The 26,071-nt window shown below is 57.3% G+C and carries 28 protein-coding genes, 2 tRNA genes and 1 pseudogene; 15 read left to right on the top strand and 16 right to left on the bottom strand.

The window, feature by feature from the left end; all coding sequences use genetic code 11:
* Positions 1–46 precede the first annotated feature (46 nt).
* Entirely contained in the window at positions 47–925 is an 879-nt protein-coding gene (locus tag HL45_RS00390) for a transcription initiation factor IIB (RefSeq protein WP_049969142.1), read from the top strand.
* On the opposite strand, the gene HL45_RS00385 is transcribed toward HL45_RS00390, so the two are convergent.
* From HL45_RS00385 to HL45_RS00350, 8 genes are all read right to left on the bottom strand, one after another.
* Positions 907–1,569, bottom strand: coding sequence for a MinD/ParA family ATP-binding protein (locus tag HL45_RS00385; protein WP_049969141.1), 663 nt, complete (start codon positions 1,567–1,569; stop codon positions 907–909). The genes HL45_RS00390 and HL45_RS00385 overlap by 19 nt on opposite strands.
* Entirely contained in the window at positions 1,566–2,183 is a 618-nt protein-coding gene (locus HL45_RS00380; RefSeq protein ID WP_049969140.1) for a DUF7857 domain-containing protein, read from the bottom strand. The genes HL45_RS00385 and HL45_RS00380 overlap by 4 nt, the downstream gene beginning before the upstream one ends.
* A 26-nt stretch (positions 2,184–2,209) precedes the next feature.
* Entirely contained in the window at positions 2,210–3,067 is an 858-nt protein-coding gene (locus HL45_RS00375) for a DUF7856 family protein (RefSeq protein ID WP_049969139.1), read from the bottom strand.
* Positions 3,068–3,080: 13 nt separating this feature from the next.
* Positions 3,081–3,419: a DUF7855 family protein gene (locus tag HL45_RS00370; protein ID WP_049969138.1), complete on the bottom strand. Its 339-nt coding sequence runs from the start codon at positions 3,417–3,419 to the stop codon at positions 3,081–3,083.
* A gap of 46 nt (positions 3,420–3,465) precedes the next feature.
* A complete protein-coding gene (locus HL45_RS00365) occupies positions 3,466–4,071 on the bottom strand; it encodes a DUF7504 family protein (RefSeq protein WP_049969137.1) in 606 nt (201 codons plus the stop codon).
* A gap of 219 nt (positions 4,072–4,290) precedes the next feature.
* Positions 4,291–4,569 carry a DUF7854 family protein gene (locus HL45_RS00360; RefSeq protein ID WP_049969135.1) on the bottom strand — a complete coding sequence of 93 codons (279 nt, stop codon included), beginning with the start codon at positions 4,567–4,569 and terminating at the stop codon, positions 4,291–4,293.
* 1 nt (position 4,570) lies between these two features.
* A complete protein-coding gene (locus HL45_RS00355) occupies positions 4,571–6,667 on the bottom strand; it encodes a minichromosome maintenance protein MCM (protein ID WP_049969134.1) in 2,097 nt (698 codons plus the stop codon).
* A 47-nt stretch (positions 6,668–6,714) separates the two neighbouring features.
* Positions 6,715–7,128, bottom strand: coding sequence for a helix-turn-helix transcriptional regulator (locus HL45_RS00350; protein ID WP_158413645.1), 414 nt, complete (start codon positions 7,126–7,128; stop codon positions 6,715–6,717).
* Positions 7,129–7,359: 231 nt separating this feature from the next.
* Here HL45_RS00350 and HL45_RS00345 point away from each other — a divergent pair, with 231 nt between their 5' ends.
* On the top strand, positions 7,360–7,566 hold the full coding sequence (locus tag HL45_RS00345; protein ID WP_049969131.1) for a hypothetical protein: 207 nt from the start codon (positions 7,360–7,362) through the stop codon (positions 7,564–7,566).
* Positions 7,567–7,655: 89 nt separating this feature from the next.
* On the opposite strand, the gene HL45_RS00340 is transcribed toward HL45_RS00345, so the two are convergent.
* Both HL45_RS00340 and HL45_RS00335 read right to left on the bottom strand, forming a co-directional pair.
* Positions 7,656–7,728, bottom strand: a tRNA-Pro gene (locus HL45_RS00340).
* A 56-nt stretch (positions 7,729–7,784) separates the two neighbouring features.
* Positions 7,785–9,839 (bottom strand): DEAD/DEAH box helicase, encoded by a 2,055-nt coding sequence (locus HL45_RS00335; protein ID WP_049969130.1) that lies wholly within the window; start codon positions 9,837–9,839, stop codon positions 7,785–7,787.
* 259 nt (positions 9,840–10,098) lie between these two features.
* Here HL45_RS00335 and HL45_RS21025 point away from each other — a divergent pair, with 259 nt between their 5' ends.
* Positions 10,099–10,275: a hypothetical protein gene (locus HL45_RS21025; RefSeq protein WP_162833828.1), complete on the top strand. Its 177-nt coding sequence runs from the start codon at positions 10,099–10,101 to the stop codon at positions 10,273–10,275.
* Here HL45_RS21025 and HL45_RS00330 read toward each other — a convergent pair.
* Both HL45_RS00330 and HL45_RS00325 read right to left on the bottom strand, forming a co-directional pair.
* A complete protein-coding gene (locus tag HL45_RS00330; RefSeq protein ID WP_049969129.1) occupies positions 10,272–10,634 on the bottom strand; it encodes a cupin domain-containing protein in 363 nt (120 codons plus the stop codon). The two genes, HL45_RS21025 and HL45_RS00330, sit on opposite strands and share 4 nt — an antisense overlap.
* A gap of 24 nt (positions 10,635–10,658) precedes the next feature.
* Positions 10,659–11,900: an RNA-guided endonuclease InsQ/TnpB family protein gene (locus HL45_RS00325; RefSeq protein ID WP_049969127.1), complete on the bottom strand. Its 1,242-nt coding sequence runs from the start codon at positions 11,898–11,900 to the stop codon at positions 10,659–10,661.
* 90 nt (positions 11,901–11,990) lie between these two features.
* Here HL45_RS00325 and HL45_RS00320 point away from each other — a divergent pair, with 90 nt between their 5' ends.
* From HL45_RS00320 to HL45_RS00305, 4 genes are all read left to right on the top strand, one after another.
* Complete coding sequence (locus HL45_RS00320; RefSeq protein WP_049969126.1) at positions 11,991–13,157, top strand: M50 family metallopeptidase; 1,167 nt, start codon at positions 11,991–11,993, stop codon at positions 13,155–13,157.
* A 59-nt stretch (positions 13,158–13,216) separates the two neighbouring features.
* Entirely contained in the window at positions 13,217–13,897 is a 681-nt protein-coding gene (locus HL45_RS00315) for an SOS response-associated peptidase (protein ID WP_049969124.1), read from the top strand.
* A 160-nt stretch (positions 13,898–14,057) separates the two neighbouring features.
* Positions 14,058–14,732, top strand: coding sequence for a hypothetical protein (locus HL45_RS00310; protein ID WP_049969123.1), 675 nt, complete (start codon positions 14,058–14,060; stop codon positions 14,730–14,732).
* A 102-nt stretch (positions 14,733–14,834) separates the two neighbouring features.
* On the top strand, positions 14,835–15,065 hold the full coding sequence (locus HL45_RS00305; RefSeq protein ID WP_049969122.1) for a DUF7120 family protein: 231 nt from the start codon (positions 14,835–14,837) through the stop codon (positions 15,063–15,065).
* A 107-nt stretch (positions 15,066–15,172) separates the two neighbouring features.
* Here the strand turns inward: HL45_RS00305 and HL45_RS00300 are convergent.
* A tRNA-His gene (locus HL45_RS00300) sits at positions 15,173–15,245 on the bottom strand.
* An 86-nt stretch (positions 15,246–15,331) separates the two neighbouring features.
* Complete coding sequence (locus tag HL45_RS00295) at positions 15,332–15,724, bottom strand: hypothetical protein (RefSeq protein WP_049969121.1); 393 nt, start codon at positions 15,722–15,724, stop codon at positions 15,332–15,334.
* A 71-nt stretch (positions 15,725–15,795) separates the two neighbouring features.
* Between HL45_RS00295 and HL45_RS21875 the strand changes: the two are divergent.
* The 3 genes and pseudogenes from HL45_RS21875 to HL45_RS21510 form a co-directional block, all read left to right on the top strand.
* Positions 15,796–16,095: pseudogene (locus tag HL45_RS21875) on the top strand (recombinase RecA); the annotation flags it as partial.
* A gap of 62 nt (positions 16,096–16,157) precedes the next feature.
* Positions 16,158–16,655, top strand: a complete 498-nt coding sequence (locus HL45_RS21515) for a hypothetical protein (protein ID WP_233274692.1) — start codon at positions 16,158–16,160, stop codon at positions 16,653–16,655.
* A gap of 9 nt (positions 16,656–16,664) precedes the next feature.
* The gene (locus HL45_RS21510; RefSeq protein ID WP_233274648.1) at positions 16,665–16,841 is read left to right on the top strand and encodes a hypothetical protein; all 177 of its coding nucleotides are present in this window, start codon (positions 16,665–16,667) and stop codon (positions 16,839–16,841) included.
* A gap of 37 nt (positions 16,842–16,878) precedes the next feature.
* Here HL45_RS21510 and HL45_RS00285 read toward each other — a convergent pair whose 3' ends face one another.
* Positions 16,879–19,203, bottom strand: coding sequence for a hypothetical protein (locus tag HL45_RS00285; RefSeq protein WP_049969120.1), 2,325 nt, complete (start codon positions 19,201–19,203; stop codon positions 16,879–16,881).
* A 228-nt stretch (positions 19,204–19,431) separates the two neighbouring features.
* On the opposite strand from HL45_RS00285, the gene HL45_RS00280 reads away from it, so the two are divergent.
* Positions 19,432–21,123, top strand: coding sequence for an outer membrane protein assembly factor BamB family protein (locus HL45_RS00280; protein WP_233274647.1), 1,692 nt, complete (start codon positions 19,432–19,434; stop codon positions 21,121–21,123).
* 153 nt (positions 21,124–21,276) lie between these two features.
* On the top strand, positions 21,277–22,461 hold the full coding sequence (locus HL45_RS00275) for an aspartate kinase (RefSeq protein ID WP_049970025.1): 1,185 nt from the start codon (positions 21,277–21,279) through the stop codon (positions 22,459–22,461).
* Positions 22,462–22,492: 31 nt separating this feature from the next.
* On the opposite strand, the gene HL45_RS00270 is transcribed toward HL45_RS00275, so the two are convergent.
* Complete coding sequence (locus HL45_RS00270; RefSeq protein ID WP_049969119.1) at positions 22,493–22,735, bottom strand: hypothetical protein; 243 nt, start codon at positions 22,733–22,735, stop codon at positions 22,493–22,495.
* Between the two features lie 207 nt (positions 22,736–22,942).
* Here HL45_RS00270 and hemL point away from each other — a divergent pair, with 207 nt between their 5' ends.
* The 3 genes from hemL to HL45_RS00255 all read left to right on the top strand — a co-directional run bounded on the left by hemL (position 22,943) and on the right by HL45_RS00255 (position 25,704).
* The gene (gene hemL, locus HL45_RS00265; RefSeq protein ID WP_049969118.1) at positions 22,943–24,283 is read left to right on the top strand and encodes a glutamate-1-semialdehyde 2,1-aminomutase; all 1,341 of its coding nucleotides are present in this window, start codon (positions 22,943–22,945) and stop codon (positions 24,281–24,283) included.
* A gap of 92 nt (positions 24,284–24,375) precedes the next feature.
* The gene (locus tag HL45_RS00260; RefSeq protein WP_049969117.1) at positions 24,376–25,188 is read left to right on the top strand and encodes a DUF7847 domain-containing protein; all 813 of its coding nucleotides are present in this window, start codon (positions 24,376–24,378) and stop codon (positions 25,186–25,188) included.
* Between the two features lie 60 nt (positions 25,189–25,248).
* Entirely contained in the window at positions 25,249–25,704 is a 456-nt protein-coding gene (locus HL45_RS00255) for a hypothetical protein (RefSeq protein ID WP_049969116.1), read from the top strand.
* The last annotated feature ends 367 nt before the right edge of the window (positions 25,705–26,071 follow it).

Here is a 26,071-nt window from a genome sequence, read left to right as displayed (position 1 = left end):
TTTCTCCGCTCGTTTAAATACCATCTCGGGAGAAGTTTTCACTGAGATGAGTACGACACAGACACACGGAAAAACGTGCCCAGAATGTAGAAGTCGAGTCCGCGAACACGGCGCAGAAGCCGTCTGCACCGAATGCGGCCTCGTCGTCGCAGAGGACAACTTAGACCGCGGGCCGGAGTGGCGGTCGTTCAGCGACGACGAGACGGACAAGAAACGAACCGGTGCGCCGCTGACGCGTTCCCGACACGACCGCGGCCTGTCCACCGAAATCGGCTATCGAGACAGTTCGGTTCGATTGACCGGTCGCAAACGACGGCAGATAACGCGAATGCGTCGGCAACACAACCGCGCCAGAATCTCCTCGAAATCCGAGCGGAATCAGGTGTACGGATTCACCGAGATTCGCCGTCTCGTCGGTGCGCTCCAACTCCCCATGAACGTGCGCGACCAAGCCTGCGTACTGTTCGAATCCGCACAAAACGAAGACTTACTTCGCGGTCGCTCGCTGGAAGGATTCGCCGCGGCGGCCGTCTACGCGACTTGCCGCACCGCAACCGTCTCGCGGACGCTCGACGAAGTCGTCGAAAAAGCACGTGCCGAACGGGACGAACTGACTGTCGCTTACGATGCACTGAACCGCGAACTTGGCCTTCCGACCGGCCCAATCGACCCACGCGAGTATCTCCCCCGATTCGCCAGCCAGCTCGACTTGCCGATGGCGGTTGAACGATGCGCGACGAAATTCGTCGAAGCGGCGGAAACACAAAATCTCGTCAGCGGCCGCAATCCGAGCGGCGTCGCCGCGGCCTGTCTCTACGCCGCCGCCCGCGAATGCAACGAGAAGGTCACCCAGCGCGCCGCCGCAGAAGTCGCAGACGTAACGCCGGTTACACTCCGTTCGACGTATCACGACCTACAGCGGTGAACCGCCCGTCCGAGCTCCGCGAATCGTTCCGCTGATTTGCTCTCCGGTGCAGCCGTTGCAACTGGCCGACCGTGTCGTTGTGCCTGCGCAACTGTTTTTGACTCCGGAATTGCGGTTACCGGTGCACCCAACGTTCGTTCGACGATTTCAACCGGTGGATTCTTTTCAGTTCTATTCAACACCACTCGTAAAAGACCAGTATCGAGTTGCCGTGCCAGCATTCTCGTCCGAACTGCATCCGCCAACGCGAATCGCTGGGGAATCGTGACGAGCAAACACGAATCCGCGGCGACCAGCGGCAGTCCCGCATCCGCGGCCATTCCTGCTGGGCAGTCGATGACGATGTGTTCGTATTCCTCTGTAATCTGTTCAATCACTTTAGTGAACGCCAGCAAATCGCATCCTCGCGCGCCAGCGAGAGTACGCCCGCAGGACAGCAGGGAAACCGTTCCGACCGTCGAAATCGCTTCGAGTGGTTCCGCACGCCCCGCAAGCACGTCGTGTAAGTCCGGACCGCGTGTCGTCGGAAGGTCTGCCATCGCAAGGTCTGCATCCACGACGACGGCATCGAGTTCGTTTCCGAGATTCAGCGCGACGGTCGATTTCCCGACCCCTCCTTTTCCACCCGTCACTGCCACAATCATCCGTCTGCTCCGACTTGCTCTCGCAGATTGGCAATTCGCTCTGCGACTGCACGAAGCGCCCGTTTGTCGTCCGCAAACGACTCTCCCCCGGTACGTCCCGTTCGTTTGCGGCGCTCGATTCGCGCTTCGACCCGCGATAGCCACGATTTAACCGCCTCCGGTAGTTCGGGATTGGTCGGTATCGCCACGACATCTGCGGGGGGTCGAGAATCGCCGAGCGCTCGAACGACGCTTTCTGCCGTCGGTTGAATCTCTTCGAACGCATCCCCACCGTCGAAATCGCTTCCTCCGAGCGTTTCCTCGCTTCGCGGTTCGGCCGCCCGTTCAGTCCAGACGATTTCGGCAGGAACGTCGTCCGGTTCGGTCAGTTTCGACGGACTCGCGTAGCCGAGCGACCGTCGTTCGCCAGCAGCCACGACGCCTTCGAATCCACCGTCGTCCCATCCGGTTTCCGGAACACCTTCTCGACGAGGTGGCCAAACCCGTCCATCGAGTCGATTGCCGACGCGTATCCGAACTGGCGTCTCCGTCGAGTTTTCGATTACCAGTTCGACCAACGTGATTGTTTTTCGTCCGTCCGACTGTTCGTCCGTGGCCCAGCGTAGCGTCACCATGCCCCGGGTTGGGTTCGTCTTCTCTCTTAAACCTGTAGCACAGGAGTATCGAGACAGTCGCTCGCCGATTTCGCAGTCTCGAATCGGCCGCACGAAAGAACGATTGGTGCCTGAATATTTGCGATTCGTGCCGTCGCTAACGCTGCAGTTATCGAGTCACCTTCGAACTGCCCCGGACGAGCCGAGTCCGTCATTTGTCTCTCTCCGTTTTCATCCCTCGGAACCGCCGAAACTGCGGATACGAACTCTTCTCGAATCTGCTGTGCGAGGTATTTTCGAGCGTCTCGTTCGAGATTCTCCTTCCGGTCGCGGAGGCGCAGATGTTCGGCCCGTTCGTCTCGTACCGAGTGCAGTCGTTTCTGTGCCTGTTCGAGCGCCTGTTGGGCGGCGATTCGCTCCGTTTCCATCTCCGAGAGTTTTTGTGTCGCCTCTCGAAGCCTCGATTCGGCCGATTCCGTATCCATGTCCGTTTCTCGGAGCGTCTGTACCCGTCCTCGAAGCGCCGCAACTTGCTCTCGAAGTTCCGTTTCCGACCCGCTGGCGTCCGCAACTCGCCGTCGCTTTGACCGGAGCGAAACGTCCCGCACATCGAACGAATTCATCTTTTTCGTGAGTATCGCTATCTCCTCGTCCTGTGGCGCGCTTAAACCGTTGGAGCGTGCGGCGCTGGCCATCGCAGGCCGAACGGCGAGCGACAGCTTCGGTTCGATGAGTCCGACGTGTTTGTGTACCGGTCTGGGTTCGGGGCCATCAACTGTGAGCGATCCGTCGTCTGCTTCTACGTTCTCTTGAACTGCGGCGACAGCCTCGATCGGCGTCACTGACCATTCTCGCAGGTCGATAGCGCGTCCGGTCAGGGTTTCACCGTTGATTCTAACTTTCATCGACGGCACGTCCTCACAGTTCTTCGTCGCGCATATTATCCGGAGACGGATGGTCAGTTCCGACCGCGAACTTGCTGTACGACGTGCTCGGATGTTCGCGATTTTCGTACGCGCACGCGGCGTCTCGAACCGATTCCGGCACTTCCTGAAACTCGTTCAGCGGCGTGGTACGTTCGATTTGTACGTCCGTCCCGTGTTTTTCGCGGAGACGAAGCGCGAGGAACGCACTCAGTTCCGTCTCACACAGTAAAACGGCACGCCCGAATCGGCGAACGACGCACTCCTCGTATGTCGTGCAGACGTTTCGAAGCGTCTGCCGAGCGGACTGAGAGTACGTAACCACTAGTAACATATCAACTATATTTATTTATCTTGGTCGATATGGTTTAAAAATTACTCTAGCGCGTTCTAACCGACCAATCGCCGTCATCGAGTTCCGCAACGGCGTCGAACAGCGTTTTCAGCGTGTTGATTGTTTGTAAATCGTGGGCTTCGGGGTCAAGGTGGAAATGAGCGCTCACGTCCGCGGTGGCGAAGCGTCCCGTGAGCACGTGAAGGAACTTGTAGACGGTTTGTACGTCGGAGTACTGGAGCAGGGCGGTGAGCGAATGGAAACACGCAACAGTCTCGTAGCCGTTTCCGTGCCACTGCTGGAGGATTTCGCTGACTTTGATTCCAAGTCCGGTCAAATCGCCGGGATTGGAGAGGGTGTCGATAACCGCTTCGTTCGGCGTCTCGTGCACGGACGAGGATGCGGCAACGGAGCGAACCGTCTCTCCCACGCTCAGAAACCGGAGATTTGCCGGACGTCCACCAGCGTGTGAGAGCCAATCCTGCAAACAGCCGTCCGGCGACCGAGTGAACGTGACCCAGAGAACGTTTTCCTGTTCCGACGGCGCTTGCGTGAGCAGATCGATGCACGTTTCGTCGGCCTCCGTGCTCATCGACGGTGCGAGAACTAAAATACTGGATTCGCCGTCCAAACTCGCCGGAACACCGCTCATACTAGGCTGCCCTCGGCGATACCGCGTTCGATCTTTGTGTGATCCGTCCCGTGCCATCCAGTGTGTATCGTTTGGCCACCTGCATTATTATGGGCTGGATAAGTCCCGAAATCTTTGTCGATGCTGTCCCATTTGATACACCTGCGAACGCAGTTCTATGTCTTTCCTATTCCCGGAGCATGTTTATTTATTTTTCCATATTCCAAATTTTGACAGTCGCTATATAATATCTACCCTGAAATCGACATCATGGTCGCCGAGCAGTTCATAAACCCGCGTTCGTGCGGATTCCGCTGACTCCGCAACGACGACGACACCGTCGGCCCGATTGTCTCCTCGTGCCCGATATGCGGACAAATTGCCCTCGCTCTCGAACTCGGTTGCGTATGTTCTCAGTACCGCTAGCACTTGCTGCTCTGTGGCTTGCAGGTCGTTCTCGCCGGATTCGAACGCGGAAAGTGCATCCTCGATGTTGCGGAGTGCGGAAATTCTGTCCATGTTAGGTCGTTCGAAGATGGTCGGTGGACGGTTCGTACACCTCGCCTTTCTGCTTTAGCTTGTTAATTTCGTGCTCTGCCTTGGACGGATCTAAACCGATTTCGTCCGCCCTGTCGAGGACGACTTCGACGGGAGCACCTTCGTCGTACTCCTCCTCGATACTCGCAATGAGCTGTTTGATATTTTTGATACGGTCGCGCTGGGTTTTCGACGTTCCCGTTTCGACCACGTCGGCGTCGAACTGCCCCGTTTCCGGGTCAACACCGATGTCCTGTAGACACGACCGAACGATTTCGATGACACGATTCGCGTCTTCCTGTTCGACCGTATCCGACAGCCGAACTCGGGCGCTGGCCTCCGCCAGTCGAACCAGTGCCTCTAGTTTTCGCGCGGTCACCGGAATCGGTGCGTCCTCGTCCGTACCTTTCGAACGCAAATCGACGTAGAAATCCCGAATCGCCTCCCGGGCCTCCGGTTTCATCGTCGGATAGATGTTCGATTTCGCGTAGGCGATGTACTTTCGAAGGAGTTCCGCGTCTATTGCCGGGGCGACCTCTTCCGTCTGGCTTTGCACCTGTTCTTCGCTGATGTTCGGGGCGTTGATTTCCGTCCGCTGCGTGTTCAGTTCGCCTGCAAAGTTGGTTTGTAGGATGTGTTCCGCGAGTCGTGCGTCGTGGTCTGGGTCGGGTTTGTCCGTCACCGTGAAGATGAGGTCGAACCGTGAGATGAGCGCGGGTTCGAGGTCGATTTGCTCCCCGATTGATTCGTACTGGTCGAATCGCCCGTACTTCGGGTTCGCCGCGCCAAGAAGCGAACAGCGGGACTTTAACGTCGCATTAATTCCGGCTTTGCTCACGCTGATTTTCTGCTGTTCCAATCCCTCGTGCATGGCGGAGCGGTCGTCCGGACTCATTTTGTCCAGTTCGTCCACTGCCGCGATTCCCTTGTCGGCGAGAACGAGCGCACCCGCTTCCAGTGTCCACTGTTGCCCGTCACCGAAGTCGTCGCGAACTGCCGCTGCGGTTAAACCTGCTGAGGAGGAGCCCTTACCGGAGGTGTAGACGGAACGAGGTGCAATGTGTTGAATATATGATAACATCTGACTCTTTCCGGTACCCGGATCACCGATAAGAAGCATATGCAAGTCGCCGCGAATCCGCGACCCGTCGGGGAGGTGTTTGGTCACGCCGGAAAAGAGCTGAAGAATCATCGCTATTTTCTCCTCCTCGTAGCCGTAGATGGCGGGTGCGATGGAATCGACCATCTGCTCGTAGATGTCCGGTTCGTTCGAGAGCTCGACGATTTCCTCTTTGTCCTCGTCTGTGATGTCCATGTCCTCGAACTCTTCGTCCTCGATGACGACCGAAACGCCGTCCATGTAGACGTCGAAAACGGCGGACTTCTCCTGTCCGCTTCCCTGCTGTTCGAGGTGGAGGATTCCAGTGACCGTCACGTGGTCGCCGGGAGAGACGTTGCCGGTGATGTCGTCCTCGATGTGGATGTCGATGCTCTGTGGCGTCTCACCGCCGCGGAGTCCTTCCGGACTCTCCTGCACGCGGAGTTTCTGCGAGTCGATGAACTCGGACTGGTCGAAGTTGATTCGGAACGGTCCCTGTCGCTCACAGCCCTGACATTCGTGCGGTTCCTGAAAATCGCCACCGGATTGCGGAATGAGCGTCAGCGTTCCACAACGCTGACATTCGAAGGCGGCCTCCTGAATCTTCGGTCGGACGCCCGTCGCCTTGCGGATGATTCCCTGCACGCTGACCATCGTATTGACGTGCCGGGCACGAATTGCGCGGATGTCCGTGTGCTCCGGCAGGTCTTGCAGGCGGACGTGTGCTTGGCCGAGGCTCACGTCCACGGGGAGGTCGTACAGGCGGAGTGCTTCCTCCGCGTACTCTTGCAACTGTTGTGGTTGCGCGAGGTAGTCGTCTGCGATGTCCGCGTCGTACCGATACAGGTCGTTCCAGTCGATGTACAGCGACCGCTTTTCGTTCGGGTACTGCTGGGCGAGTTCCCCGACTTGGTCGCCGTAATATCGCCGGTAGAACTGCTCGAATCGGTCTACCAGTTCCGTATTTTCCGCGCGAGCCATTCATCAACTCTTGGTCGCCGATTACGTAAGAACTTTCGCAAAATTCGTCAGCGTTCCGGGATTGGAACAGGGTCGATTCGGCGAGCAAACGTGGGCACAGAATCGGGGAGATAAACTACGTTTTTATTTCCGAGACGAACACGAACAATTTCGCCTCGTGCTTCCATCCTCCCGAGCAATCTGCTGACTGTCGAACGCGACCAGCCGGTTTCCGCAATGAGTTCCTGTTGGCGTCGTTTACCGCTGTGCCCTTCGAGCAGACGCACGATGTATTCCTCGGGTGTCAATCCACTTTCGGACGCGAAATCGGTCATCGACACTTGCTTTGGTTCCGATTCGGATTTCGCTCTCCGTTCGGGTTTCGATTCGATGATTTCGATTTGTTCTGCGTTCGCTCCCGCTTCGGCGTTGTTTCCCACCCCCGCGCGTTTTATCCATTTCTCGATAGCCTCACCATTCATCAGTTTTTGTATCACGGCCCAAATCATCGCTATCAAGTATGTGTTATGTGGCTATAAGTTATTCTATCTTTCTCTTCTCAATATTGTTCTTGATTGATGAGATTACGGTTACAGCGAGCCATCGCCATTCATGCTTTTCAGTCAATAAATCCAGCAATGACTGGGATACGTAATAATCCCCTTGCGATTGCAACCCCATCACCTTCTCCGCTGTGCACCAATCCATCCCCTATGCTTGGACCATTGACGGTCGGTAAAAAGGCCGCAAAGTTCGGATACCGAAAATTCGGCAAAGTCGGTGCAGTTGCGTTCGGCGCGATTGCAGTTGGCGGCTATTTCGTCGTCAAGCGAAAAATCAAGACGGCGATGGCCGGCGATTCGACCGAAACCGAGGAAGAGACCGCGGAGTCGGAAGCGCAGGCAGAACAGAGCCAGTAAGCGACGGAACTTCGCCGCATCTCCTTTTTCAAGCAACCGATTACCAAAATCAGACGGCTAGCGACGCTCACGGACTAAGAAATCAAGAATGGGATCGCCCGGATTTGAACCGGGGTTATCGGCACCCAAGGCCGAAAGGATACCAAGCTACCCCACGATCCCGTACTCACGAGTAGCGCACTTGCACTGTAAAGCGTTTCGTTTCGCGCTCGGGGTTGTTACTCGTCATCATCGAACAGTTCGAGGTCGGCAACGATGTCGAACGGATGTCTGTCTTTCCTGATGCCGTCCACGATTCGGAAGGCTTCGTCGGGTGCAAGGAAGTGACTCGTGATGACGCGCCCGAGGTGCGTCGGCGAAAAGCCGTCGATGAACTCGTATTCTAGCAGTTTGCCGAGTGCGTGCTTCGTCGGCACGTCGCCGATCATGCGGTCGTTCAGGCGTTTTGCGGCTCTGCCGCCGACGGTGACGTTTGCCAGCGTCTCCTCGATTGCGGCGCTTTCGTCGTAGAGCGTGCGAACGTCTTCCATCTCGCCTTTGAGGAGTTTGAACGCCACTTCGTCCTCCGACATCTCCATGCTGTTGTGATAGCTTCCGTCGGGTTCCACGAGGACGTACACTTTCCCGCGGTCGTGGTAGTCCGGGCGACCGGCGCGTCCGAGCATCTGGTGGAACTCCTGTACGGTGAGCCATTCGATACCCATCGCAAGCGAGTCGAAGATGACCTGCGAAGCAGGAAAATCGACACCCGCTGCCAGTGCCGCGGTCGTCACGACGGCCGAAAGCTCCTGTTCGGCGAACATGCGCTCGACCTTCTTCCGCCGTCCGTAATCCAGTCCGGCGTGGTACGGCGCGGCGTTGTACTCCAACTTTCGTGAAATCTCGTGACAACGTCGCCGCGAGTTGGTGAAGATGATGGTCTGGCCGCGATAGCCCTTCGATGATTCGCGGTCGAACTCGCGCTTGACGAGTTTGTTCTCGATGTTCGGTTTTTCCTGCCCGCTGGCGAAGGTGACGTGACGCTCCAGCGCGACCGGTCGTTCTTCGAACTCCACGAGATTCGCTTCGAGCGCCTGCCCGAGGTCGCGTGGATTGCCAACCGTCGCGGAGAGGTACACCCACTGCGCGCCGCCGTAGTTCTGTTTTTGCTTCGCGCGCTCCTCGCAGTAGTATTTCAACCGCGAGATGAGGCCGTCGAGTCGATGCCCGCGTTCTTGCTCTTGCAAGGTGTGAACTTCGTCGATGACGACGGTTCCGATGTCGCCCAAATCCCGCCCGGTTCGGAGCGCGTGGTCGATACCCTCGTAGGTGCCGACGATAATGTCTGCGCTCGGGTCGAACCTGTTTCCGTCATCGCGCACGCGACTCGCACCGACCCGGATAGTGACGTTTGCGAGGTCGCCGTACTCGTCTTTGAAATCCTCGTGTTTCTGGTTCGCCAGCGCGACGAGTGGCACGAGAAAGAGCATTTTGCCCTGCCCGTTCAGCACGCGGTCGAGACCGGTCATCTCGCCTACGAGGGTTTTCCCGGTCGCGGTCGCGCTGACGACGAGTTGGTCGTCGCCGTCGAGCAGTCCGTTCTGCACTGCGAGACTCTGCACGGGAAGCAGGGTATCGAATCGCGATTCGAGTAGATTTTGCACACCGGGATGGAGATTCAGCGAATCGACTCGTTTCAAGTCCACATCTTCAACGTTCGCGCTGATTTCGTCGAACTTCGTCAAATCCGGATCGAGTCGCCCCTTGAGCAAGTTCGTGATTCGCTGTAAATCTTGCACTTCCAGCAGGAGTTCTTCGAGTCTGTCTTGAGCAGACCCAGTTAGGTTCCCCCTGAAGGAGAGTTCGCGCTCCAACTCCTCCGTCGCGCAGTCGGGACAGATGTACTCTTCACCCGTATCGATCGCCGTCTCACCGCTGATTGGCGAATATTCTCCCTTGTTCGCACAGAGTCGGCAGGTTCGAACAGCCGTGGCATCGAGTTGATACCCCGACAGCATTTCCTTCAGCTCAGCTCGGCCATTAGGCGAGGTCTGCTGTGAAATCCGAATGCGGTCTGCACCCCGGGCGAGTTCGATGAACTCGCCCGGATTGCGTGGCTTTTCACTCGACCCGTCTTTCTGCATAAATCGCGCCGGACGCGGCCCGGCACTCGTTTCCTTAAGTTCGAGAATTGCCCGGAACAGCCGCTTTCCGCCCTGCTGGGCGACGACTCGATAGCCGCGGTCCGTTTCGTGGCAGAAGAGCGTCTCCACCTGCTGAGCCTGCTTCGACACGGCGAGTGCTACACGCTGAAGCTATTTTAGCGATTCGGACTGGCCGAATCGCGCCGTCGTTCAGTGACGCCGTTTTCCAGCCGTGTCAAGTGGTATCGGCTCTCCTGAAATCGGCCATTGAAAATCGTCAATGATAGAATAACGCTCGATCACGGGTGTTATTCCCAAAATACTGTTTCGGCAACCGGCTCATAACAAAGCCAGTCCATCCGTTAGCGCCAGTCAGCGCACAGTAGCGCCTCAAAGGTGACAGAACGTAATGGACGGCACGCAAGAAGAAACACTTCCACAGCGGTTCGACGAAAAGATTATCTTGGAGATAGAGGACGGTTCGGATAAGGAACAACCGCTAATCCGAATGCGCGATACGCGAGCAGAAGAAGCGTGGGTATCTGCGTCCATCGACACCGTGATTTCTCTCTCCGAGCACCGCTAGACGAGGTTGATTTCGTCGTCCCCGTTCGGCACTGCACAGAGGAACGCGCCCGATTCGTCGCCCTCGTTTCGATACCAGTGAACGACACCAGCAGGAATGAGCAGCGAGTCGCCAGCACTGACTTCGTACTCTTCGTCTTCGATGCCGACGGTGTACTCGCCTTCCAACACGTACTGTTCGTGTTCGACTTCGTTCGTGTGTTCCGGCACTTCTGCCCCGGATTCGAGGGTAAACCGCCGAATCGCAAAGTTCGGCGCGCCCTGTTCGTCGCCGATGAGGACGCCTTTCGCCATTCCTTCTGCGGCCCCGACTGTTTCGTACTCTATCTCGTCTCCGTTCCGCACGATTGGCTCGGCCATACACCGCCATTCACGCGGCAGGGGCTAAGGTTTTTGCACTTCCACGAGTTCCTCGTTCGGAACGAAATCCCCGTCCGGTGTGACTCGGCCCGACCCGAGCGCACAGTATTCCGCGCCGACGCCCCGCGACGAGAGTGGCCCGCGGCGAATGCATCGAAATCCGACGTTTTTCGCCGCATTGTAGTGGTCGTTCGCCTCGTTGCCACATTTCAAACATTCGAAATGAGTTCGTTCGACATCGCGATTCTGCGGGTGCGTGAACCCGCAGGACGTACATCGCTGACTGGTGTACTCCGGATTCACCTGTGCGACCCTGATTCCGCGCTCTTCTGCCCGGTAGGCGACGAAATCGAACAGTCGCTCCAACGCCCACGCGTGGAACTCGTCGGCCTCAGGAAGCAGTTCTCCGACCGCTTCGAGTTCGCCGAATGCGATGACCGAACAACCGTGCGTTTCGGCTTCCTCGACAATTCCACCCGCGACAGTGTGGAGGGTATCTCGCGCGAAATTATCGTTTCTGTCCCCCGCCTGTCGAAGCGTTCGGAGCGCGCTCCGGGTGTCCGTTTCGTGGAGGTCTGTACGGAGTTCCGAAAATTCACGGTGACGATGGTGGAGTTCTTCGCCCGAAAAGAATCGGGCCGTACTCGTCACTGCCACGTTTTCGACGCCGAGTGCGACCCCGAGAACCGTGGCGTCGCTTTCGCTCGATTCGACTTCGTCCGACGCGGCGATTTCCGGTCGCTCTGCCCGAAAGCCGAGATGCAAATCGAACTGGCCGTCACGATAGCGGAGGTTGCTCTTTGCCGGTTTCCACCGGTCATCGTTCAAATACTGCGTCTGATAGCTTCCATCAGGAAAAATGAGGTCGCAGTGAACGCGCTCTTCGGTCGTCGTCAAACTGACTGCCTTGTCGTCGAACAGCGTCATCGTTCGCGTGTCGTAGACGACTGTCGGACTGGTAAAAGTCGGCTTTTCGGCGTTTTCGGTCGTGCCGTCGTTCCTATCGAGAACGCCCTTTATCGCTTCCGCGGCGCGATGGGTGGCAAGGACAGCGTGCTGACTGCCGAGGTCGGTTCGCTCACGGAGGACATCGTATGCGAGTTTTTGTACCTCACTGCGCGTATGGCAGTTCCCCCACGCGGTGTTAACCGCGATTTGGCACCCTCGCTTCCATTCGCGTACCATCGCTAGCAGGTGCTCGTGGTCAGTCGAATCGACCGCGAGGCGAGTTACTGCTGTCCGTTTGAAATATTCAGGGCCGCTCACGCTATTTTCTCCCCAGAGCGCCCCCTTGAATACTTCGGAGACGATTTGAGCGCGAAGAAGTTTAAGACGCTTCCGACGCTAGATACTCTCATGCGTAGCTTCAGAATCGGGAGCGCGTTCGGCATCCCGATTAAACTCGACCTCACCTTCCTGCTCGTCCTGCCCGTGTTCGCGTGGCTCATCGGGACGCAAGTCGGTGATTTGGTCGAACTAATGAATCCACTGTTGGGACTCGGACTGACAACCGAACCGCTGACGACCGGAATGATGCCGTGGGTCGTCGGTACCGCCGCCGCAGTCGGCCTGTTTGCTGGCGTCGTCCTCCACGAACTCGGCCATTCGGTCGTCGCAATGCGTTTCGGTTTCCCGATAGAATCCATCACGCTGTGGATTTTCGGGGGTATCGCCCGCCTTACCGACCAACCGGAAAACTGGCTCGAAGAACTGCTCATCGCAATCGCGGGGCCGGTCGTCAGCATCGTTCTTGGCGTCGGTTCCTATCTCGCGCTGTTCGCCATTCCGGTGCAGATGGAAGCGCTTCGGTTCGTCGTCGGCTACCTCGCGCTCATGAACATCGTCCTCGCTGTGTTCAACCTTCTGCCCGGTTTCCCGATGGATGGTGGGCGAGTCTTGCGCGCACTGCTTGCTCGAACCCGTCCGTTTGCCGAAGCAACGCAAACCGCCGCCGAAGTCGGAAAACTGTTTGCCATCCTCCTCGGCCTGTTCGGCCTGTTCGCTGGCAACATCATCCTCATCGGTATCGCCTTTTTCATCTACATCGGTGCGACCGGCGAAGCCCAGCAAACCGTCCTCTCGGCGGCTTTCAGCGGCGTTCTCGTCCGCGACGTGATGACCGCCGAAGCGGACTTAGAAACCGTCTCGTCGGACACCTCCATCGCCGACCTGCTGGAAATGATGTTTCAACAGCGCCACACCGGCTATCCGGTTGTTGACGACGGCGAACTCGTCGGGATGATAACCCTAGACGACGCGCGGAGCGTTCGACAGGTCGAACGCGACGCCTACAGAGTTCGGGAAGTGATGTCTACCGACGTGAAGACGATTCCTGCCGACAGCGATGCCTTGGACGCCCTCGAAACGATTCAACAGCACGGAATCGGTCGCCTCCCCGTTATCGACGCCGAGGGGGAGATTGCGGGTATCATCTCCCGAACCGACCTGATGACGGCGTTCGACATCATCAAAAGCAGTGGTCGCTCGGAAGAAGAACTGACGCCCCGCGAACAGCCATCCTAACTGTCCTCCTGTTGACTCCTAACGTCGTGTTTAACTCCGTTCCGAGCGAACGTTCTTCCATGTGTGGTCGTCTCTCACTGTTCGCTCCCGAAGCCGACCTCACGGAGCGATTCGACGCAGTACCGGCCGGCCCGATTCGACCCCGATACAACGTCGCGCCGGGCCAAGACCATCCGGTCGTCCGAAACGACGCACCGGACGAAATGCGCTTTCCGACGTGGGGGTTCGTTCCCCACTGGGCCAACGAGTTCGACGGCGGTCACATCAACGCTCGTGCGGAGACGCTGGCGGAGAAACCGACGTTTCGGGATGCCTACCGCGAACGCCGCTGTCTCGTCCTCGTGGATGGCTTCTACGACTGGAAGAAGACGGCGACCGGAAAACAGCCCTACCGAATGACCAGAGCGGACGGAACGCCGTTTGCGATGGCCGGACTCTGGGAACCGTGGCAGAACGGCGAGCAGAAAACCTCGTTCACGGTGGTCACGACCGAACCGAACGACGTCGTCGGCGAGATTCACCATCGAATGCCCGTGATTCTGGCGGAAGCGGACGAATCACGGTGGCTTCACGGTGACGAGAGTGAACTGGAATCCGTGCTGGATACGTTCCCCGGCAACGAGATGCGAGCCTATCCCGTCTCGAAGCGGGTCAACAGTCCGAAAAACGATTCGCCGGAGTTGGTAGAGGAAGTGATGGCGGAGGAGGATGCACAGACTGGGTTGGGAGATTTTAGCTAAGCGGTTTTTCTGGACTGAGAACGAACCTCTGTAACTGTATTTCTATATTTTGTGCGCTTACTGCTCAGATTCAAATGGTTTTTCCTGATGCTTACGAAACGCATAATCCGCGGGTTACGGAGTCCATAATAATCCCACCACGGCGTTACGACGAGGATGGATGAAACGCAACGGACTTCTCACGATAGCGGTCGTTTTCATCGTCCTGTTGGCTGGCTGTAGCGGCTTCGGCTCGTCCGACACTACGACGACGGAAACGACGACTACGGGCACTTCCCCGACCGAACAGACCGCGACGGAAACATCGGACTCTTCTACGACGACAACCACCACGACGACGATGACCACCGAATCGGACTCTGAATCGTGGTCGGAACCGACCTCTCCGAACACGCCGCTCCAGAACAACATGGACGAGGAAGACCGCGACGAACCTCGAATCCAGAATATCGAACTCGTGGACACGACTGAAGCGAGCAGTGGCGGCTATTCGAACTTCAATCTGCAGATCAACGCTGACACGGTGATGGACAACATCGACCCGTCGGAACACGGCACTGTGCGGGGGGAACCGTACTTCCTCGTCTACGCTGACGGGTCGCTCACCAACGAGTCGCGTTTCGCTCGCACCGACGGCACGCTCATCGAGCGCACACAAGAGGTTTCCCAAGACGAAAACGGTGAATACGTCATCGACGTTCGGCCCGGTGGCCTCGAAGAAGCAGGAGCAGACGGTGAGGTTACGCTACTGATTCTGCTGATGGACGAGGACAAAGACTGGGACGACATCTACGGTGTCAGCAAGATAACCGTCGAATACTCCGCCGAGGAGTAGGCAGTCGGTGTTCTGACGCACTCGAACTCACATATTTTCACCGGTCGCTGACGCTCGCATCGAATCCGGCTATTTAATCCGTCTCTGGTACGGAGTGGATGTATGGCAAAATTCGAAGTGGCGATACCTGACCGTATCGACAGCGACATCGACCGTCTCGTTGACCAAGGCGATTTCCTGAACCGAGAGAAAGCGGTCGAAGACCTGCTCTCGCTCGGTATCTCGTCCTACGGGGCGGTTGACGACGCCGACGACCAACTGGACGACGACTTGTTCACGCAGGCGGTCGATGACCAGCACGACCCTGCCAGCCAGCGCGACGAACCGCTCTAATTTTCGAAGCATCTGTCGTTTCATCAGTGGATTTTGGTAGAACGGTATAGTGACATCAACGTGAGCACACGCTAGGCGGTGCTCACGGAGTTATGTACGGAAGAAAGGTCCAGGTGCGAGAATCGAACCCGCGTCCCAGCCTCCACAAGGCTGGAGGATAGTCCACTACCCCAACCCGGACACGCATATCGTGGTTACCCGGTGAGATTAAAATACGTTTCGAAAGTGGGCGTGTACTGTGGTTGTCTCTACCGTGCGAACGCGACTCACCTCTCCGGATTCTCCAGTCGAAACCGACGGGTTCGCTGGCCGTCGAACCATGGCCCGGATTCGGACTCCTCGAATCCGGCGTTCTCTGCAACCTCAGCGGTGTCTTCTTCCGGTTCTGGGAGAAGAATTTCGACCGGCATCGATTCACGTTCGGCGAACCGAATCGGTTCGTCGATGAGGCGCTCACAGGCCGTTTTCGCACCGAACAGGTGCGTGACGTGAACCGTCTCCTCGTCGGCCTCGAAGCCGACGAACCCCTCGATTTTCTCGTCGGATTCGGCCACGGAGACGGTTCGGTCGTGTACCACGTCGGCCATCACTTCGGTCGGAACGTCCGCGAGTGCCGCGAGGCGTCCCCCGTCCGCTTCCACTGCATCTCGAACGCGCATAGGTGGTGTTCTCACTCTCGCGCATTAAAAGTGGGAGTAGCTTCATTTCGTTCGCGTGCCAACGTTTGTTCATGAGTAACATACCCGGCGGAAATGAGCGAAATCGGTGTGATTTCTGTCGCCTTCCCTGTCCCGAGGAGTCTGTTCTGTCACAGTACGAGGCGGACACCTACGAATTTTGCTCAGAGATGTGCCGGGACGAGATGGCGGAAAACGACCGGGTGTTCACCGAATATCACGGATTTCGACAGATTGCCACGGGTGTTTCGGGATTGGATAACAGTCTTCCACAGGGGTTGCCACGCAACTCCTTCGTCCTCGTGTCGGGCGAAAGCGGCACGCGGGACAGTGCGATTCAGTCGGAACTCGTCTGGCGGGCGCTCGAACGCGATGACCCCGCGATTGTTGTTAGTTTCACCGAACCGCCGTCTCCGTGGTCGAACAGTTTCTCTCCTTGGAGTGGAACGTTCTGCCGTACCTCGAAACGGGACAACTGCACATCATCGACTGCTTTACCTACCGGGTTAGCGACCGAAAACGGATGTTCGCCCGAATGGACGATTGGAACCAGTTTCTTCATCGCGTCACCAGTTCCGCGACGACCACCGTGCGCGACCCCAGTGATACGAGCGAACTCCAAAACAAACTCGACAACTGCCTCGAATCGCTGTCGATGAGCGACTCGGGAATTGTCGTCATCGACTCGCTGACGGAGTTCGGAACGCTGGTGCAACCGGTGCAAGCCTACGATTTCGTAAAAGACGTGCGAGCGGACGTGTGCAAAGGTCGCTTCGTTCCGGTGTTTGCGGGTGCCACTTTCGCCGGAGAAGGCGACGTTTTTCCGTACAACATGGCCTACGTCATGGACGGCCTCATCGACTTGCAGTTGAACGGCTCAGTTATCGAGGACGTACTGGTCAAACGGATTTGAATCCGGAAGATGAACGGCGTCCTCACGATTCCCGAGTGGGTCGCTTGCGAGTACACCGGTGGAGATGGATCGGTTTCGTTCGACCCCCTCGAAGAACTCGAAAAATCGGAAGAGATGCTCGACGAACAATTTGAACCCGAACACCAACCCACGGACGAATCCACAGAAATCGACGCGACTGAGTGAGCGGTTCGCCGAAGTTGGATACCGTCTTCGGTCGGTATCAGATGGAACCTTCAAAAACGGCGTATCCGATTGCTTCCGTAGTGTGGGCCGTTTCGGTATCGGCGCTTTGCTCCTCTTGCACTCGGATGTCGACGCCTGTTCCGGTCAGGTTTCGATACCGGAGATTCGCCGTATCTTGCCCGTCGAACGTCTGCATGTCGGCAACGAACTTCGGGTCATCGTACTGCTGTTCGAACGAGAGACGAGTCCATTCGTCGGTAATCGAGTCTCCAGTTCGTTGCACTTCGAACGATTGCTCGTTGAGTTCTCCCGCCGCTTGTTGGAGCGCGATGTAACCGACCGTCTCGTTCGTGTGGGCTCCGTTCTCTTCTTCTTCTTGACACACGACTCCGAATGACTGAGTCGAGACGTTTGACAGTCGTGTGACGATTGGGTCGCTTCCATTGAACGTCTGTGACTGTGCCAAAACTACCGGCAGTTGATCGAAAAAGGAGTTCAACGAAACGGTCGTCTCCTCGCTAGAAACGGTTTCTCGCCCGGATTTCACCCGATACACTGACCCGTCTCCGAGTGGTAACTCGCGTTCACCCTGCTCGGCGGCGAGGGTGTGAAACGTCTCGCTAACGTGTCCACTATCCTGATACTCCCACTCTTCGAGTCGATACTCGTAGTTCCCGTCAGCGACGTTCCGGAGACGGACGTGCACCGGTTCACCGCCGTTAAACGACACCGGCTTTGCAATGACGACACCGTTCGGTTGCACGACCGATTCTGCCTGCTTCCACTGCCATGTGCCGTTGACGATGGTATTCGCGAGCAGTGCTTCCTCGCTTCCTGGCTCGTATACGTCTCCATCCACGGTCCACGTTGCAGGGCCGTCCGCTTCCGTCGAGACGATGCCACCCGTCACGTAGAAGGCGTACGATTTTCCTGCCGGAACCGTTCCAGTGGCAACCGCCGAATTGGGTGGCCGTCTCGGCTCTCCGTTCGGTCCCCACGACATGGTCATCGTTGCACCGTCGTTCGCCGCTGGGAGGACGTATTCCCCGGCGGTAATCTGGTACGTCGTCGGTGCACTGTTTCCGTCGTTATCGATTCGAATGAGCTGTGCGTCCTGCATCGGAATCTCGCCGAGCGGTGAAGGGGTCGGAAGCGGCGGTGTCGTATCCGGTGCGGTCGGATTTCCGTTGACGGTCATTCGCTCCCGCACGTACTCCGAATCGGTCTGCGCGCCGGTACCGCCGAGCACTCCCGACACGGTTCCCCACGTGTCCGGAACTTGTTCGATCGAAATGCCGTATTGTGAGCCGTGGTCGTTGCGAACGTGAACGTTCTCAAGTTGAAGATATTCGAGATTCAGCGGTGTTCCGTTGTTCATCCTCCCGTTCAGCGTGTAGATGGCATCGTGCTGCTTCGTAGAGATATAACTTATTCTAACGTTTTGGATGTCGAGTCGCTGGCATGGGGCTGGTGCCGTAATAGCCCCACCGCAACTGCTGTCTACGTAGCGATGGTAGAAGTCGCTGTCCGCGACGGTGAGCGTTCCGTCGTAGCTGTTGATTCCTCTCTCCGAAGCCGTGAGGGTGGTGGCTTCCGCGTTCACACCGCGCTGGAGCGACCCGTTCGACCATGCTTGCCGTGGATGCTCTGCGTTTTTGATGGAGACGCAGTTGCGAACCTCCGTGTTGCCACCGAGTCGAAGTCCGTTCTGTGAATTACGAACGAAACAGTTCAATATTTTTAATTTCCCTTCCGGTTTCTTCGCGTACACCGTGTTTTCGCCCCACGATTCGAACCAACATCGGTTGAAGGTGAGCGCACCGCTTCCGGATTCGACCAGTACCGCACGGCGATTGCTTGCCTCTGTTGGTTCACATGACCCTTCATGGAAATAGCAGTCCTGTAAGAGTCCGCGTGTCCCCTCGCTGACGGACAACCGAAAATACGTCCGTGCGTCGCCCGAGGTGCCTGACCCGACGTTCGTATCGGTTGCCGCTCTCACTTCCCCGCGAGTGATGAGCCGTCTGAGTTCCCAGTTTCCCGCTTCCGGGTTCATCCGCACGAACGGCGGCACCTCGACATCTCGCATATCGAGTTCGAAGCCATCCAGCACGAAACCGTTGGAGTACACGTCAATCCAGCGAATACTGTCGCCCGACCGCCCGGGGACGAGACGCGCCCCGTCCGGTGCGATGAGTTCGAAGTCGTCTGTTCCATCGGGAACGACGAGTTCGTTGAGCCTGTACGTGCCCGGTTCGAAGATGATGGTCGTGTCGTCCCCTGCGAGGTCGCTAAGCACGGGGTCGATAGCCGTGTCTCCGGTATCGTCCGCTCCCTGCTCTACGATGTTGTATGTCGGCATTCAGTCCTCTCCTCCGGATTGGCTCTCGCCGATGTGCATTCGCGCATTCAACGAGTGGTTCGATGCTGTCGTGCCGGAGGTGTTCGCTTGCCGACGTTCTGTTTCTCTATGGTTCACATTACATTTAATAGTGGAATATATTATTGTTATAGACTGCCTGAAGATGTGGCAAGATATTCAGGAACCTCATAACAATACTTCTGAACGGTGATTTTATAACCGTAACGCATGAGTGAGAAATCACACACTTGGGACGTCGGAAACAATCGCCGAACGTTTCTGAAAACGGTCGGCGTCACGATGAGCATCGTTGGCTACGGAAACACCTCCGCTATCCAAAATGAAAACGACGGGCTATCCGAGGATGACTCGAACGACGAAACACGGGGTATGCTGTGGACTGGGCCACGTTCTGGCCCGCAACGGACGGGCGCTATCGACGAACGTGGTCCAACGCCCTATCCTGAAACCGACTGGACGATGGATTTGGATGGGGGCATGTTCCACGTCGAGCCAATCGTCAGCGACGAAACTGTGTTTCTCTCGGTAGTGACAAACAACACCCCCGGAGAGGTTGACGGATACGTCAGCGCACACGACCCTGAAACGGGTACTCGACGATGGATTCGAAACGATTTCCCGAACCTGAAGACTCCCGCGGTGACCGACGACACTATCTACTTCGCCACCGGCTCGCCCGAAGCCTCGTCCCCCGATGACAGCGGTTTCTACGCCCTTGACGCCACTACCGGGGAGGAGAGATGGACACGAACGGATCATTCCGTCTGGTCACCTCCAGCGGTCATCGACGACAGGATATTCACCTCGAATCGCAATGCAACGTATGCACTCGACTCCGAGAGTGGCGATACTATCTGGAAAGCTCCCGGCATAAACAATACTGCAGACGATGTCGGTGATGCGCTGGCTCACGTGGATGGAACCGTCTTTACCAGCGACGGGGTCGCGTTGGATGCGGACGATGGAGCAACGCAATGGCGTGTCACCCCAGCAGACGAAATACTCGGTACTCCGGCGATCAACGATGACTTGGTGTACTACACCCGTACAGAGTCCATAGTCGGAGACGACGACCGCGTTACTATCGAAGCCCGACTGGCGGATTCCGGCACGTCCGAATGGATGTACGAATCGGATGGCGCTAACGGTTGGGACGGTCGGCCAGCCGTCACTGACGACCACGTCTTCCTCGTTCAATCCGAGGACGACGAATCGCTGGTGAGGGCACTCGATGCAAAGACTGGAGCGACTGTTTGGACGACGTGGGTTCACGGACGCCATCTCAGCAGCCCGGTTGCGGCGGGCGGAACCGTATACGTCGGCGGGCAGTACGTTCCGGAACGGAATCCATCGGATGGCCGAGCAGTCGTCCACGCCATCGACGCCGAAACTGGCGATAGAACGTGGACGTACTTGCTCGATAGCGACGACCTCGAAACGTCGCCGACCGACACACCCGCCGCCGGAACGCCCGTCGTGTCGGACGGAAAATTGTACACCGCGACGTATCCCGGTGGCGCGACGCTCGACTACAAATACGCCTACTACGCCAACTTCTTCGTCCTTGAACCCTCTTCCGAGCGACCGGAGCGAGGCGACTGTCTTCCAACGGACGACGAACCGGACGACAAGAAGACACCCGAGGCATGTATCGAGGTGACGCCAGATCCTGCTACCGAGAACTTCTCTCCAGGGGATACCGTCTGCCTCGATGCGTGCTGTTCGAGTGGACATGACCTCCGATACGAATGGAACACGAATGGCGACGGTCGATACGACGAGTCCGGGCGGTCGATTCGTGTGACTGTACCGACCGACGGAGCGATGATGGTCGAACTCAGAGTTACTGACTCCAACGACGATACTGACCTTGCGAGCGTGATGATTTCGCCGTACTGACCATCCCTGTTCGTACTATTCGTTCTTTTCCGGAATTTCTCATCGCGCTTGTGACTGACGCGAGCGACTGGCAGAAATTCCGGACATGAAAGCAGTTATCTTGCCGCCGTTGCTATGCCTGCGCATGAATCGCCGACCACGGATGGTGGTTCGGTGCGCGTAGTCGCCAAGTTCGGAGGCACGAGCCTCGGAAGCGGTGACCGCATCAACCGGGCCGCAGACTCCGTCGCCGCCGCAGTAGAGGCGGGACACGAAATCGCCGTCGTCGCCAGCGCGATGGGTAACACCACCGACGAACTGCTGGACGAAATCAAATTCGACGCGGACGAACCCGACCGCGCGGAAATCGTCAGCATGGGCGAGCGAACGAGCGTTCGAATGCTCAAAGCCGCCCTTTCCGCGCGCGGGGTGGATGCACTCTTTGTCGAACCGGGCCGGGATGAGTGGCCCATCGTCACTGACGCGCGCGGCGAAGTGAACGCCGAGAAAACCAGAGAGCGCGCCGCCGAACTCGCCAGCGAGTTGGACGGAACGGTTCCGGTTATCACGGGCTTCCTCGCCGAAAACGAGGAGGGCGGCGTCACCACCCTTGGACGCGGCGGAAGCGACACGACCGCCGTAATGCTCGGAACCTACATGGACGCCGACGAAGTCGTCATCGTGACCGACGTGGAGGGCGTCATGACCGGCGACCCGAGCGTCGTGGAAGGTGCCCGAAACGTCGGCGAAATTACGGTGGACGAACTCAGAAACCTGTCCTTCCGCGGGGCGGAAGTCGTCGCTCCGTCGGCCCTTTCGTACAAGGACGACGACCTTCACGTTCGCGTCGTTCACTACCAGCACGGCGACCTGCTCGCTGGTGGAACGAGCGTCACCGGCAAGTTCGAAAACTTAATTGACATGCGCGAATCGCCGCTTGCCTGCATGACGCTGGCCGGGCGTGCGATTCGAAACCGTCCCGGCATCCTTTCCGACCTCTCCACCGCGCTCGGCGACAGCGAAATCAACATCGACGCCGTGGCAAGCGGGATGGACAGTATCACGTTCTACGTCGATACCGAGTTCGCAGAACGCGCCGAAAATATCCTTCATCAGGAAGTTATCGGCGAGGATTCGTTATCCAGCGTTTCCGTCGATGACCCAATCGCCGTGATTCGGATTACTGGTGGCGAACTCCCGAACCAACCGGGCATCATCCACGAACTCGTTCAACCGGTCGCAGATGCCCACATCAACATCCACGACATGATTACCAGCGCGACCAGCGTTGCGTTGTTCGTGGACTGGGACGACCGCGAGAAGACGCTGGAAATCCTGCAAGACCACTTCCAGCAGTAAGCCGATTCGGTTTGAAGGGTTGTTTTCCAGTCTATTCACTCGCGTAGCTTTCGGCCAGTACTTTGTGAGCAATCGCAACGACGCTACTCAAAAACGCCATGCCACTTCCGAGAAGGAGGACGACTGCACCGAATGAGACGAGTGGCTGGAAGGAGGTCTGCAACACGAATTGGGACAGAAAAGCCAGAACCCACGACACAATGAGTACGCCGTAGAGTTTCAACATCTCGTCATCAGTCGCGTAGTCGAGGGCATCACGGGCGGAAACCGTCATTATGGATTTGTTCAAACTGTTGATGTAAATTCGTTTCGCAGAAAGAAGTCAATTTTCGTATTTCTGTAATCTGTGAATTAGCCGTCGCGTTACGAGACACAAATTCTGTCGTGACTCCTCGACTGACGACGATAGTTCAACAGCACACTTCGTCTCCACGATGTATTCTCGACAGTAACTTTACCCACCAGTCCGAACCCGCCAACCATGAACCGCGAGCGCTCTCGAAACCTGTACGACCGCGCGCTATCCGTGACGCCGGGCGGCGTCAACTCCCCAATCCGGGCAGTTCGGCCGCATCCGTTCTTCGTGAAACGTGGCGACGGCGCGCACGTCATCGATGCCGACGGAAACCGATATCTCGACTACGTGGGTGGCTACGGGCCGCTTCTGTTGGGTCACGACCTACCGCAGTCCGTGCAGTCCGCGCTTCAGTCCCAACTGGCGGACGGCCCGATGTACGGCGCGCCAGCGGAAGTTGAGGTCGAACTCGCGGAGTTCGTCAGCCGCCACGTTCCGAGCGTCGAGATGATTCGGTTCGTCAACAGCGGGACGGAGGCGACCGCGTCCGCCGTGCGCCTCGCCCGCGGCTACACCGGACGCGACAAAATCGTGGTTATGCAGGGCGGCTACCACGGCGCACAGGAATCGACGCTGGTGCAGGGCGCGTCGGGTCGAACCTCCGAACCGAGTTCCAGTGGGATTCCGGCGGCGTTCGCGGAGGAAACCATCACGCTTCCGTTCAACGACGCCGAGGCCGCGCGCGAACTGTTCGAAGAGCGTGGCGACGAAATCGCCTGTGTGATGACCGAACCGATTCTCGGCAACTACGCCAGCGTTCCGCCCGTCGATGGCTATCTGGAATCCCTGCGGGAACTGACCGACGAACACGGGTCTCTGCTCGTCTTCGACGAGGTGATGACCGGGTTCCGAATTGGCGGCTTGCAGTGCGCACAGGGCAAATTCGGCGTCACGCCCGACCTAACTACCTTCGCAAAAATCATCGGCGGCGGCTTCCCGGTTGGAGCAATCGGCGGCAGAGCGGACATCATCGAACAGTTTGCGCCGACCGGAAACGTGTTTCAGGCGGGTACCTACTCCGGCCACCCGCTCTCGCTGACCGCCGGATTGGAGATGCTTCGATTCGCCGCGAAAAACGACGTGTACGACCACGTCAACAGCCTCGGCGACGAACTTCGGTCGGGTCTGACTGACATCCTCGCAGACCGCGCGCCGGAGTACACCGTGGTCGGACAGGACAGCATGTTCAAGGTCATCTTCACGCGCGACGGGCCGCGGGATTTGGAAGGGCAGTGCGAGGCAGGATGCCAGCAGAATCCGGACTGTCCGCGATTCGACTACTGTCCGAAAGATAAAACCGACGTTGACCGCGCCGAGACTGAGCGGTGGGAACGTCTCTTCTGGCCAGCCATGCTCGAACAGGGCATCTTCCTCACGGCGAACCAGTTCGAGTCCCAGTTTATCAGCTACGCCCACACCGAGGAAGACATCGAGGAAACGTTGGAAGCGTACAAAGAAGCGCTGTAGACTGCGAAAGCTATCATTAAAATCCGTCTGATTACCGGGTGAGTCTCCAAAATGTAAGAAATTTAATCAGTTTGGATTGGGATGAATGATGTATGGCAGTCATTAGTGCCCTCCGAACTGCCGCTGGGGCAGTCCTCCGGAACCCTGTTATCATCCTCGTTACAGCCCTCTTCGGGCTGATTCAACTCCCGCAACTACTCGCGCAAGCTATCAATCCCCTCATTGCAGGCTTACTGTCGCTCGCTCTTAGCCTCCTGATGATATTCGTCACGCCCTTCATTCAAGCCGGACTTATCGGCATGGCAAACGAGGGAATCGAAGGAAAAACACGCTTTGGGACGTTCATCTCCGAAGGCAAATCCCACTACGTCCCAGTGTTCAGCGTCTATCTGCTCCTCATAGCAGTTGGATTCGTGATTAGTATCATGTTCGTCGTCGGAGCTTTCGTCGGCATCGGTACGATATTCGTCACCAATGGAGAACCGAGTCTCGCGGTGCTTGGCGTCTTCTCCCTCCTCGCCATACTCGTTTTCGGCGCGTTCTTCCTCACGTTCTTCTTCCTTCAGTTCTACGTGCAGGCCATCGTCATCGAGGACATCGGAGCCATCGCCGGATTGAAACACAGCTACCGATGCGTTCGTGCCCACCTCCTGAGCACGTTCGGCTATGTGATTCTCGCAACCGTCGCCGGTTCCGTCTTCGGCGTCTTCGGTGTGATTATGTCTATTTTCACGAATCCAGCGTCACAATCCGCCGAGATGCCGATTGCAGTTTCCGATCCATCGTTCGGGATTCTTCTCGCAATCGGGGCTCTGTTCGTCGTCTTTTCCGGCATTTTCGGCGGCTTCATGGCGACGTACTCGGTCGCGTTCTACCGCGAAATTCGGGTTCCGGTGTCTGCGTAAATCGGGAACCGTGTTCCACAGGCGACATTCGTTTTATCCCCCCGTCCTAACAACGTGGTAATGAGACGCCCACAGCTTTCCGGCGACCGGGTGCAATCGCGCTGGTGGTACTGGATTGCGGCGGTGCCCATCGTCTTCGGATTCTGGCTGGTGACCGTCGCGTGGGTCGCGTTCGCCATCTCGATGGAACCTGATTTGCTGTTCGGCCCGGACAACCCGCTCGAACATGCGCTGCTCGTCTCGATGGCCGCGATGGGGATTCCGTTCGCCATCCTCATCGTCATTCTCCCGTTGGCAGTGTTTCAGGATACGGTCGCCATCAACCGCGCCGAAACGGGCTGGGAGCCGTCGAGTCAAAATTTCGCCCTCGCAGGATTGCTCGGAGTCGTTTCTGCGATTCTCGTCGGCGTCCTCACCATCGACATTTCGCTCGCCCTCGTCGCTGGATTCGCACTGAGCGTTCCCCTCGCGCTGTACTATCTTCGGGAACGCCACCAGAACCTCGGCGTTCCGTGAAAAAGTATATTGTCGTGTTTGACGCTACTATTCTCTGAATACCCAGTACAGAAGGACGGAAATAAGGCTAATCACAACTCCCACGGTTAGATGGAGAACCAACGTTTCGTATGGTGAGACAGCGACAGGTTCCGGTTTGATGCCCTGATAATATACGAGATTGACGGTTGTTTCGAAGCGGTGTGGAAGTAGAAATCCACAGAAACTCAGAATACCGACAGAGAACGTCCAAAGGAGACGCTTCTGTTCTGATAACCCACGCCGAGTTGCGTCCATGTACACGAGAGCCGAAAAGACGGGAGCGACGACAAATACGGCGACGAATACCATATGGATAACTATAATATTATATATATGTAATTTTGGA

This window comes from Haladaptatus cibarius D43 (assembly GCF_000710615.1).
GTDB lineage: Archaea > Halobacteriota > Halobacteria > Halobacteriales > Haladaptataceae > Haladaptatus > Haladaptatus cibarius.
The sequence above is the reverse complement of the archived record's forward strand: the minus strand, read 5'-3'. Positions and strand labels throughout refer to the sequence as shown.